Annotated in this window: 12 protein-coding genes, 1 tRNA gene and 2 pseudogenes; 3 read left to right on the forward strand and 12 right to left on the reverse strand. The window is 62.9% G+C overall.

Annotated features, from left to right (window positions below; translation table 11 throughout):
* Positions 1 to 51: 51 nt before the first annotated feature.
* The 5 genes from F804_RS0111230 to F804_RS0111250 form a co-directional block, all read right to left on the reverse strand.
* On the reverse strand, positions 52 to 669 hold the full coding sequence (locus F804_RS0111230) for a nucleoside/nucleotide kinase family protein (protein ID WP_022707847.1): 618 nt from the start codon (positions 667 to 669) through the stop codon (positions 52 to 54).
* A gap of 76 nt (positions 670 to 745) precedes the next feature.
* Complete coding sequence (locus F804_RS0111235; RefSeq protein ID WP_022707848.1) at positions 746 to 2,029, reverse strand: TRAP transporter large permease; 1,284 nt, start codon at positions 2,027 to 2,029, stop codon at positions 746 to 748.
* Between the two features lie 2 nt (positions 2,030 to 2,031).
* Entirely contained in the window at positions 2,032 to 2,562 is a 531-nt protein-coding gene (locus F804_RS16360; protein WP_022707849.1) for a TRAP transporter small permease, read from the reverse strand.
* Positions 2,563 to 2,614: 52 nt separating this feature from the next.
* Positions 2,615 to 3,595, reverse strand: coding sequence for a TRAP transporter substrate-binding protein (locus tag F804_RS0111245; RefSeq protein ID WP_022707850.1), 981 nt, complete (start codon positions 3,593 to 3,595; stop codon positions 2,615 to 2,617).
* A 101-nt stretch (positions 3,596 to 3,696) separates the two neighbouring features.
* On the reverse strand, positions 3,697 to 4,416 hold the full coding sequence (locus tag F804_RS0111250; RefSeq protein WP_022707851.1) for a GntR family transcriptional regulator: 720 nt from the start codon (positions 4,414 to 4,416) through the stop codon (positions 3,697 to 3,699).
* 208 nt (positions 4,417 to 4,624) lie between these two features.
* On the opposite strand from F804_RS0111250, the gene F804_RS0111255 reads away from it, so the two are divergent.
* A tRNA-Ser gene (locus tag F804_RS0111255) sits at positions 4,625 to 4,714 on the forward strand.
* A 294-nt stretch (positions 4,715 to 5,008) separates the two neighbouring features.
* On the opposite strand, the gene F804_RS0111260 is transcribed toward F804_RS0111255, so the two are convergent.
* From F804_RS0111260 to F804_RS0111285, 6 genes are all read right to left on the reverse strand, one after another.
* Positions 5,009 to 5,632 carry an SOS response-associated peptidase gene (locus F804_RS0111260; protein ID WP_022707852.1) on the reverse strand — a complete coding sequence of 208 codons (624 nt, stop codon included), beginning with the start codon at positions 5,630 to 5,632 and terminating at the stop codon, positions 5,009 to 5,011.
* A 187-nt stretch (positions 5,633 to 5,819) separates the two neighbouring features.
* Positions 5,820 to 6,149, reverse strand: coding sequence for a winged helix-turn-helix transcriptional regulator (locus F804_RS0111265; protein WP_245540353.1), 330 nt, complete (start codon positions 6,147 to 6,149; stop codon positions 5,820 to 5,822).
* Positions 6,150 to 6,207: 58 nt separating this feature from the next.
* A complete protein-coding gene (locus F804_RS16365; protein WP_022707854.1) occupies positions 6,208 to 6,474 on the reverse strand; it encodes a hypothetical protein in 267 nt (88 codons plus the stop codon).
* Positions 6,475 to 6,565: 91 nt separating this feature from the next.
* Positions 6,566 to 6,883, reverse strand: a complete 318-nt coding sequence (locus F804_RS16370) for a winged helix domain-containing protein (protein ID WP_211214623.1) — start codon at positions 6,881 to 6,883, stop codon at positions 6,566 to 6,568.
* A 99-nt stretch (positions 6,884 to 6,982) separates the two neighbouring features.
* Entirely contained in the window at positions 6,983 to 7,156 is a 174-nt protein-coding gene (locus tag F804_RS17200; protein ID WP_028725899.1) for a helix-turn-helix transcriptional regulator, read from the reverse strand.
* Positions 7,157 to 7,341: 185 nt separating this feature from the next.
* Positions 7,342 to 8,544, reverse strand: a complete 1,203-nt coding sequence (locus F804_RS0111285; protein WP_022707856.1) for a tyrosine-type recombinase/integrase — start codon at positions 8,542 to 8,544, stop codon at positions 7,342 to 7,344.
* A 286-nt stretch (positions 8,545 to 8,830) separates the two neighbouring features.
* Here F804_RS0111285 and F804_RS17680 point away from each other — a divergent pair.
* Positions 8,831 to 9,615, forward strand: a pseudogene (locus F804_RS17680) (tyrosine-type recombinase/integrase).
* 27 nt (positions 9,616 to 9,642) lie between these two features.
* A complete protein-coding gene (locus F804_RS17690) occupies positions 9,643 to 10,041 on the forward strand; it encodes a tyrosine-type recombinase/integrase (RefSeq protein ID WP_245540357.1) in 399 nt (132 codons plus the stop codon).
* A gap of 159 nt (positions 10,042 to 10,200) precedes the next feature.
* Here the strand turns inward: F804_RS17690 and F804_RS17205 are convergent.
* Positions 10,201 to 10,995 (reverse strand): annotated as a pseudogene (locus F804_RS17205) (IS5 family transposase).
* Positions 10,996 to 11,061: the final 66 nt, after the last annotated feature.

An 11,061-nucleotide genomic window follows, 5' to 3' on the forward strand; every position in this document is an offset into this window, starting at 1 on the left:
TGGCGTGTCGGGAATCGGGTTGTCATCGCGGCGATCCGGGGGGCGTGCCCCTCATGTCAGGATCATGTCGGCGGTGCGGCTGTGGGCGCGCATGTCGCGCCCGTTCGGCAGGTCGTTCGCCTCGACCTTGCGCGTGATCTCGGAGTCGTCCAGCCCCTGCCCCTGCCAGCGGGCCTTCAGCCTGCGGGCCAGTTCGGCCTCGGGGACGTCCAGCATGACGGTCAGGTCGAAGGCGTCGCGCAGCCCGTCCCACGGGGCGCGGTCCAGCAGAAGATAGTTCCCCTCGACCAGGATCAGCCGCGCCTGCGGCCCGATGATGCGCGCCGATCCGCGCGACAGTTCGAGGTCGCGGTCGAAGACGGGCACGGCCACATCGCCTTGGTCGCCGCGCAGCCTGTCCAGCGTGGCGATCAGCCCGCCCACGTCGAAGGTGTCGGGCGCGCCCTTCCAGGGCCGCCTGCCCCGCGCATTCAGGATGGCGTCGTCATAGTGGAAGCCGTCCATCGGCAGGATCGCGACCGCGCCGGGATGGCGGGCCCCGATGGCCGCGGCAATCGCGTCCGAGGCCGTGCTCTTGCCCGAACCGGGCGCACCGGCGATGGCGACGAAGTGCCGCCCCGGCCGCGTCAGCATCGCGGCGCAGCGTTCGACGACGGGCGTGATGTCCATGGGCCTCCCCCCGATATGGCGATCCGTATCGGGGGGCAGCCTAGGCGTGACGCGCCGGACGCGCCAGAGGTCGCGGTCAGTCCCCCATCACCGAGGGCAGCCACAGCGACACCGCCGGGACATAGGTGACCAGGATCAGCGCCACGAAGATCGCCAGGTAGAAGGGCCAGATCGAGCGCATCGCCTGTTCCAACTTGATCCGCCCGACCGCGCAGCCCACGAACAGGCAGGTCCCGACCGGCGGGGTGCACAGGCCGATCCCCAGGTTGATCAGCAGCATGATCCCGAACTGGACCGGATCCATCCCCAGATCCTTGGCGATGGGCAGGAAGATCGGCGTGCAGATCAGGATCAGCGCGGCCATGTCCATGATCATGCCCAGCATTAGCAGGATGACGTTGATCATCAGCAGCACGATCAGCGGGTTCTCGGAAATCGACAGCAGCAGCCCGCTCAGCAGTTCGGGAACCTGGTACAGCGCCAGAAGATAGGCGAAGCTGCCCGCGAAGGCGATCAGCACCATCACCATCGCGGTCGTCCGGACCGCCCCCGTGACCGAGATCCAGAAGCCCTGCCAGTTCAGGCTGCGATAGTAGAGCGCCGTCAGGATCACCGCATAGATCGCGCCGAAGGCACCCGATTCCGTGACCGTGAACACCCCAGACAGCGTGCCGCCGACGATGATGACCGCCGTCATCAGGCCCGGCACCGCGTCCAGCGCGGCGCGCCCCACGACGCCCCAGCCGGGGAACGGCTCGGCCGGATAGTTGTGGCGCACGGACAGGATCCAGGCTGCGACCGCCAGCGACAGGCACATCAGGATGCCGGGGATGACACCCGCAAGGAACAGCTTGGACACGGATATGCCGCCGCCCGCCGCCACCGCGAAGATGATCATGTTATGGCTGGGCGGGATCACGATCCCCGCGATCGACGAGGTCACCGTCACGTTCACCGCGAAATCGGTGCGATAGCCGCGCTCTTTCATGACCGGCACCAGCAGCGACCCCAGCGCCGAGATGTCGGCCACCGCCGAACCCGAGATGCCCCCGAACAGCATGGACGAGAAGATGTTGACCATCGCCAGCCCGCCCTTGAGATGGCCGACCAGCGCGGATGCCAGCTTGACCAGCCGCCTTGCGATGCCGCCATGCAGCATGATCTCGCCCGCGAAGACGAAGAAGGGGATCGCCAGCAGCGAGAAGACCGAGATGCCCGCCGTCGCCCGCTGGAAGGTGATCAGCATGGGGAAGCCCTCGTACCAGAAGGCTGCTGCGGCGGCGATGCCCATGGCGAAGGCGACCGGCACCCCCGCGACGACGCCGAAGGCAAAGGCGCCCAGAAGGATGAGAAGACCCACGTTCAGTATTCCTTGATGAAATCGTCGGGCGACCAGCTGCGGAACCGCAGGATCCGCAGGATCGCGCGCAGCCCCGCGAACAGCGCCATCAGCCCCCCGAGCGACGTGATCGCCAGGGTCCGGAAGCTTTCGGGGATGTCCAGCATCGGCAGCCGGGTGTCCCAGCCGAAGCGCATCAGCGTGATGCCCGCGATCAGCATCACGATGCCGAAGATCGCAAGCGACAGGTCCACCGCGATGATCAGCCCCTTGCGGGCGGGCATGGGCAGGATGTCGCGGAACAGGGTCACGCCGATATGGCTGTCCTCCTGCACGCCCGCCGCCGCGCCCAGGAAGGCGACATAGCAGATCAGCAGCAGGGCCAGCTGCTCGACCCAGGTGGGGGTCGCGTTCAGCACATAGCGTCCGAAGACGAGCCAGCCGAAGGTCAGGATCAGCGTCACGAGGGCCAGGGCCGCGACCAGGATGCACAGCCTGCGCACCTGGACCAGCGCGCGCTCGATCCCGACGGGATTCGTCGTTTCATGGTTCATGGGGGACCGTCCGATAAGGGACCGGCGCGGGACTGCCCCGCGCCGGATGTCGTCATTCGGCGTTGCGGATCATGTCGACCAGTTCGGTCAGTTCGGGATTGTCCTGCAGGAACCCCTCGTAGACCGGGGTCATCGCCTCCTGGAACGGGGCCTTGTCGGCGACCTCGGTGATCTGGCCGCCCGCCGCGCGGACGGTTTCCAGGCTGGCCATCTCGCGCTCGTCCCACAGCTCTCGCTGCATCTGGGCGCTGGCGCGACCGGCCTCCATCACGATGTCCTGCTGCTCGGGGGTCAGCTTCTCCCAGGTCTTCAGGCTCATGCACAGGCATTCGGGAATGATCAGGTGCTCGGTCAGCGACAGGTTCTTCGCGACCTCGTGATGCGCCGTCGACTCGTAGCTGGGCGGGTTGTTCTCGGCCCCGTCCACGACGCCGGTCTTGATGGACTGGTAGACCTCGCCGAAAGCCATCGGCGTCGCGTTGCCGCCCATGGATTCGACCATGTCCACGAACAGGTCGTTGCTCATGACACGGATCTTCAGGCCCTGCACATCCTCGGGGGTCGCGATCGCCTTGTCGGCGGTATAGAAGGACCGCGCACCGGCGGTGTACCAGCCAAGCGGCACGATCCCCTTGGCCTTCATCCCCTCGCCGATGGCCTCGCCGACCTCGCCGTCCATCAGCTCGTACATCTTCGGCACGCTCGGGAAGATGAAGGGCAGCGACACGACGTTGGTTTCCGGCACCGCCTGGCCCATCGGCCCGAGGCTGAATTCGCCGAAGTCGATCGCGCCCAGGCGCACCTGCTCGATCGCGTCGGGCTGATCGCCCAGCACGCCGTTGTGGAACACCTTGCCGGTGATCTCGCCGCCGGTCTTCTCGGCCACCTCCTCGATGAAGGATTCCATCGCGATGGAGACGGGATATTCCTCGACATGGATGTTCCAGCCACGCAGTTCCAGCGCAAGCGCGGGACCGGCGGCCAACGCGACACCAAGCGCCGCAGCCGAGACAGCAAAAGCTCTGACAGTCATCTTCAACCTCCCCTTTGGATCGCCGCGACGCCCTCCTCCGGCGCCTTGTCGCGATCGGTCAGGGCAGGATGCTGGTAGACAAACTGGAATACAAGAAAATTCTAAAACGCCGTTTCATTTTCTGCCGTGTCAGCTTCGTCGGGCGCGAAATAGGCGCCGCTGGTCGCGTGGATCGTGCGGATCGTCTCGTCCAGGCGCGACAGGTGCACCATGCCTGCCCGGTCGGCGGCGCCGGCATCATGCGCCTTGATCGCATCCGCGATCGCCAGGTGATCGTCGATCAGCTGCTGCATCCGGTCCTGCTTCTCCAGGCTGAGCAGGCAGAGCCGGTCCACCTTCTGCTTCTCGGCGCGGATGACGTCGAAGGCATAGGGCCGCCTTGCGATGTCGCAGAGCAACTCGTGGAATTCATAATCGAGCCGCGCGAATCCGGCATGGTCGCGAACGGCCAGCGCGCGGCGCTGCATCGCGATATGGGCATCCAGCCTGCGGGCATCGGCATCGCCGGCATGCAGGGCCGCCTGACGCAGCACCGCCGATTCGACCGCCGCCCGGATGAAGCGCGACTTCTCGATCGAGCGCAGCGAGAAGCGCTTCACCTCGGTCGCGCGCTTGGGGCGGATGACGATCAGGTCCATGCCCTCCAGCCGGTTGAAGGCGTCGCGCACGGGCTGCCGCGAGACGCCGAACCGGTCCGCCACGTCCTGTTCCGAGATGCGCGTGCCCGGCAGCAGGCGCATCGACAGGATCTCGGCGCGCAACTGCCCGACGATCAGTTCGACGCTGCTCTTGCGGTCGCCCGGCTGGCTGGCTCGTGTCATGTGCTGCTCCCTCTTGCCCCGCGCTTATAGGCAGCTTCGCCGCGCACGGCCAGTCGGGCGGACGGGGCGAAACGGGGCGCGGATCGCGGATGCCGGTGTGCAGCGGCGTTGCCCCCGGACACCGGCACGGCCGGCGATGACACGGCCATGCAAATTCACGCGGATTCGCCTCTTGCCACCCCCGGACAGCTTACATATACGGGTCGGCGGAGACGTGGCCGAGTGGTCGAAGGCACACCCCTGCTAAGGGTGCAGGCCCGAAAGGGTCTCGAGGGTTCGAATCCCTTCGTCTCCGCCATCACCCTCTCCTAAAGCGCTATTTTGATTTATCTTTGATAGATCAGCGGCTTTTCTTTCCCCCATTACTTCCCCCAATAGGCGCTGGGTGCCAGGCGGGGCGCTGTCACCCATACCCCTGTTCGACGGGTCGTATCAGTGCGCATGAAGGGGCTGCACGGGTGCGTGACGCCGGGGGGCATCCTTTTTTATCGGGGGGCTACCTCGGTCCCTGCACGCGCAGCCTGACGGACCCGCCGCCTTCTCACGCGCCGATTTTACTTCGGACGATTGAAAGCCGCAGGGTCGCAGCGCGTCACGGGTCGATTGGCTCCAGAAGTTCCGGCCCGTCGTCCTCGATGCCGAAACGTGCGACCGGATGATGGGTCAGCCTTGCGCCTTCGCCCAGCGACACATCGTCCGATCCGCCAAGCCATGCCTCTCTTTCATCGGCATTCAGCATAACGGGCATGCGGTGATGCACGGCCTTCACGTCGTCGTTCGCGGCCCGCGTCATGACGGTGCAGGTCAGCAGATCCTGCCAGCGTGACGCCAGACCGGCGAACCACAGCGTCTCCTCGTTCCCGGCAGAGCGGATTAGGTGCGGCTGCTTCGCACCCTTGTCGCCCGTCCATTCGTAATAACCCCCGCCGGGAATGAGGCAGCGGCCATGCCTCCAGACCGCGCGGAAGGTTGGCTTGGTCTTGGCATCCTCGATCCGCGCGTTGAAGGTCGTCGCCTTCCAGTCCTTCAGGTCGCCACGGTGCCAGGACGGGACCAGCCACCATCGGGCGAACATGCCCACCAACGGCGTCTTGGCGACAACCAGCACGTCCTGCGTCGGCTTGATGTTGAACCGGCGCGGGAAGGGGTCGATCTTCAGTTCGGAATGTTCGACCTCGGTTCCGCGAAGATTCGGGTCGATGAAGCGTCCGCACATGCCGTTCCCCTCTCTCCAGTCCAACAACCGTCGCAGCCTGTGGCTTACATATATATTCTGCTCAGTTTCTGCGCCGCACGACATAAACAAACACGATCTAACGGCGCAGTAATTGAGCCACTTTCGACGTCGCAGCCGACCGAACAGGCAAAGGCGGCTCAATAGTTGCGCCACCCCTGTCAGTTTTTCAGCGGGGATTCTGGGTCTCTCTCCAGCGCATGAACCTCTTTGTCGCCGGCTTGCCGAAGCAGGTTTCCTCCTCCAGCGCATACTGACTCGCTTGCCCAATCCCTGATACCGTCAGGTGATGCGCAACCGTCATCTGCAGAAAGCCGCGCTCCTCCAACTCTCGGAAGTATGCGGCCACGGTATTCCGGCTGACGTTCAGCGCTTTCGCGGCGTCCCTGTGCGACAGATACAGTTTGCCATTGTTGGTGCCGTTGAACCGGCGCTTGACCTCGACATACAGCGCGCGGGGTCCGGGCTTCATCGTGGCCCATGCTTCGGATGACTGCATGTATTCCGTCAACTGGACGAAACGAGCGGATGCTCCGCGCTTGTGGCGCTTGTAGGGCTTAGAGGCCATCCGGCACCCCCTGACGGCGCTTCAGCCGTCCGCTGGCATGATGAAAGACCTCGCGACAGTCCACCTGCCGTCCGGTCAGAGCTGCCCAGCGCAGCGCCCACAGAATGGCGCTGTGCCGGTCGTCGGATTGAAAGACCATCCGCACACGCGTCCGGTCCTCGGTCATGTCATAGACCGCGTGGGTGAAGGCGGCGCGCACCCTTACGGTGCGCACCTCGACCCATCCGCGCGGCGCTTGCTGCCGCGCTGGGGTCAATCGCTATCCCTCCAGACAAGGTGGGCAATCATCGCCGCGCGTTGATTGGACAGGCCATAACGGCTGCGCAGATGCGCAATGCGACGGCCCCTCATTCCGTCACCTCGTTTACCGGCACGATGGCGGATTGCAGGACATAGCGTCCATGCGTTCCGCTGAACGGCCCGTCATGCTTCTCGTGCCTGGTCTCAATCTCCACGCCAGCTTGACGCAAATTGAAAACGTAGGCGGAAAGGCGCGGCCCGACGCATTCCAGCGTCGTGCAGCCCTGCTCTCCGACCCGCATCAGCCATTCCAGTGCCCAGCGGTCGCGCCCGCTGACGACAAGGCGCTTGCGCTGGGAACTGGACATGCAGATCCAGTAGGCCCGCTCGGGCCATTCACATGCTTTCGGCATGGCAATATTCACCTTTGGTGTTGATTGCCGAACGCGAAGGGTCTAGGGCTGAAGGTGTGGAGACTTCAGTTCAGAGACCGGTTTCCGGTTCGGCAATCGGTTTCTGGATTTTCAGCGTCGGCTTGCAAGCCAATCGCTGATTGCGCTTTCAGACCACCCTACGGCCTTTCCGGTCAGCTTGACCGGCTTGGGGAAATCTCCTTTCTGCATGAGATTATAGATGGTGCTGCGGCTTAGACCGGTTAGCTCCTCGATTGCCGGGCGTCGGTAGTATCGTTCGACCATAGCGTTCCTTGATGATTCGCCGCCGTCCGTGGCGATAACTATGTATCGTGGTTCCGGACCTGTGCGGCAATATACCTAGTGTCAGTTTTTGGGGCTTGACCGACAATCCGTCGCAGAACCCGCATAAACTCCAAATCTGTTGGCGAATCGTCTCGCTTAGAGACCCGGCATTCTTCCGACGTTCGTTAGCCAATCTGTCCAATTGAAACGACGACTGCGTGGGCCTCGATCAAATGCCGTGCCCACGCCTCCATCATCTTGCGCCGCTTCTCGAAAACATCGCTGCGTGCATAGGCCCGTTCGACTGCATCACCGGACAGGTGTGCCAGCGCGGCCTCGGCTACCTCGCGCGGAAAGGTCGTCCGCTCCTGCGCCCAAGTGCGGAAAGACGTGCGAAAGCCGTGCACGTCCGCCTCAAAGCCCAGTTCCTTGACCAGTTTAGAAAGCGTCATGTCCGACAGCGGGCGTCCCGGCTTCGTGCCGGGAAAGACAAGCCCGCTGCCGTCGCTCAGACTTTCGGCATTCTTCAACAGTTCGACCGCGCGCGGCGACAGGGGAACGCGGTGCGGTCGCTTCATCTTCATCCGCTCGGCTGGAACTTCCCAGACGGCGCGGTCCAGATCCATCTCATCCCAGCGCGCTTCTCGCGCCTCGCCAGAGCGCGCGGCGGTCAGGACCAGGAACTCCAGCGCCAGCTTGGTTGACAGCCCTGCGCGCGAAGCCTGAACGGCCCGTAGGCATCCAGCCACCTCGGCATAGGGCAGCGCCTTGCGATGCGTCTGGCGCTTGGGCGTTTTGGGCAAAGCCTGCCCGATATCCTGCGCGGGGTTGTCCTTGCGCCAGCCTTGCGCAATCGCCCATTTCATCACCGTGCCGATGCGCTGCCGAACCCTGCGCGCTGTTTCCGGCTTGCTGGTCCAGATCGGCATGAGCGCATGCAGAACGTCGGCGCTGGTCACGTCCTGCAGTTTCATTTTGCCCAAGCGGGGGAAGGCGTAGGTCTCCAGCGTGGTGATGAACTGCGCGCCGTGCTTGGCATTCCTCCAGGTCGGCAGGTGCAGCTGATGAACCTTGCGCGCGGCCTCCTCAAAGGTCAGGACGCCTTGTGCATCGCGCTTGGCCTGCAGCGGGTCTCCACCCTCGCGCGCCAGCTTGCGGTTCTCCAGCGCCTTGCTCCGCGCCTCTGCCAACGTAACCAGCGACGGCGACCCAAGACCCAATTCGGTGCGCTTGCTGCGAATGGTGATCCGCTGAACCCAGAACTGTGCGCCGTTGGCATCGACACGCAGGTAAAGCCCGTTGCCGTCAAAATACTTCCCCGGCAGCTTGGCGTTCCGAACGGCCTGCGCGGTCAGCGCCTTGCTCGGCCTGCGTCCTGCGTTCTCCATGCTTCCCCCATTCCTTCCCCCAAGAAGGTCGGGAACAAGCTAGAACGACACGGCATGCAGGGGAAGCGAATAAGCGTTTTTTCCCAGTATTTTCTGGACATACGGGACAACGGCAGAATGCGACGGACGATCCAGAGGCGGACTTCGTCTCCGCCACCCACCATTTTGGTTGATTGGCATACAGTGCTGTTCTACCCTCCAAGGTATTGAACTTATGCACCACCTCGCCTCGCTTCGATACTGATCGCCTTAATTCGCTTTTGCTCGGTGCTATTCAATCCGTGGTATGAAACGAGGTATAGGCATTGCCTACAGCACCGGTTGGCTGACGAGGAATCTCGTCCGCTCGCTTGGTCCGGGCCGTCATGGTGACGGCAATGGACTCTACCTAATCGTTGATCCTTCCGGCGCACGACGTTGGATCGTGCGCGTGATCGTGAAGGGACAACGCAATCGCATGGGCAAGCCCCTGCGCCCTGACTTCGGACTAGGCGGCACTGATGTCGTCACGCTTAACGTCGCCAGGGATCGAGCTCTCGAGTATCGCAGGCTTGCACGGCAAGGGCTGAACCCCAAGTTCAACCAAGATGTAGTGGTACCGTGCTTCGAAGAAGTCGCCCGCACCGTTCACGTCGAGCGGCTCCCCACTTGGAAGAACCCCAAGCATGCCCAGCAGTGGATCAATACGCTGGCTGAGTATACTTTCCCGAAGATTGGAGGATGCCGGTTTCGGAAATTGGGCAGCCCGAGGTCCTGCAGGTGTTGTCCCCTATCTGGACCGTCAAGCACGAGACCGCTCGGCGCGTGGCGCAGCGGATGAAAGCTGTTCTTGATGTAGCCCGCTCACGGGGTCACCGTGAAGGCGAGAACCCCGTTACGGTCGTATTGGACGGCCGTGTCCTGCCTCGCGTCAAGGCCAAGGTGAAGCATCATAAGGCTATGCACTGGCGCGAAGTGCCTTCCTTCTATGCTGCGGTTCTCCGCCAGCCAGGCATCGCGGCCAAGGCACTTGCGATGAGTTGTTTGACCGGCTGCCGCGCCAGTGAAGTCCTACAGGCCACCTGGGAGTAAGTTGACTTCGAGGAGCAGATCTGGACCATTCCAGAAGGAAGGACCAAGACCGGCACTGAGCATCGTGTTCCCCTGACCCAACAAAGGATTGCCACGGTGGAGCCGCTGACAGCTCTCCGCTCTCGGTGTGTCTTCGAGGGGCAGAAGCGCCATCAGCCGCTCTCCAACATGTCTATGCTCATGCTGTTAAGGCGTATGCAGACGGACAATGTCACGGTCCACGGCTTCCGCTCGACCTTTCGAGACTGGACTTCCGAAGAAGCCAATGTGCCACGCGAGATTGCGGAAATGAGCCTCGGGCACAAGGTCGGCGATGATGTTGAGCGCGCCTATGCCCGTTCAGACATTCTGGAAAAGCGCAGACAACTCATGGTCAGCTGGTGCAACTTCGTTTCGCAGGATGTGAAAGGCGTGTGCCATAACTAAAATCGCCGTCCCGACCGAAGACCTTTTCTACTGCACGCCTGAGTACGCCCGCGTGTACGCGATTGAGGCGCTTTTCGTGTCCAAGTCACGAGACGAAAGCTTCTACGATATATATTTTGCGCTTGTCCCTCACCACTTAGGGTCAGGACTCGTTCTCTCTCAAAGCCAGAAGATTACGGTCGCAGCGAGTGCTATTGCTGAGAAGAAGGTTTGCGGACAGCGATCACAGCGGGTCGCAACCCTCCTCCAGTCCTTGAGCCTGCCGAACACGATCTCGATCCTGTTGCGCCGCTTGTAGCGGCGCTTGTCGTATTTGACTGGGGTCTTGCGCTGCTTCCGACCGGGAATGCAGGGGCATATCCCTCTGTTTTGCAACGCTTCTCGGAACAAATCGGCATCATAGCCACGACCTCCGAGCAGCCACTTCACGTTGGGCAACCCGCTCACCAGGGCGCGCGCCCCGATGTAGTCGCTGACGGGTCCGGCAGTCAGGAACAGGTCGATGGGTCGGCATTCGCCATCGTCGCTCGGACCGATGGCGCGAGATGGCTCATCTGTCGCAGATCGCGTGCAGCGTCGTATTCATGCCGCCCTTGGTTCGGCCAATCAGACGCGCACGCCCCCCTTTTTGACGCCCAGGCTGGACGCCGTACGATGGGCCTTCAGATGAGTTGCGTCGATCATCACGGTCGTCTCTTCACCGTGCTCGGCCGCCAACCCCGCCATGATCCGGGCGAAGACACCCCTGTCGCTCCAACGCTTCCAGCGATTGTAGAGCGTCTTGTGCGGGCCGTATTCCCTTGGTGCATCGCGCCACCGCAAGCCATTGCGATTGATGAAGATAATCCCGCTCAAGACACGCCGGTCATCAACCCTGAGCTTGCCATGCGACTTGGGAAAGTAAGGCTCCAGACGCGCCATCTGCGCATCGCTCAACCAGAAAAGATCAGACATGTTCACCGCTCGTTTTCGAACGGTGAATCACGCTCGCGCAACCAGATCAATGGGTCCTGACCCTAG

The sequence above is a fragment of the Paracoccus zeaxanthinifaciens ATCC 21588 genome, from assembly GCF_000420145.1.
Classification (GTDB): Bacteria; Pseudomonadota; Alphaproteobacteria; order Rhodobacterales; family Rhodobacteraceae; genus Paracoccus; species Paracoccus zeaxanthinifaciens.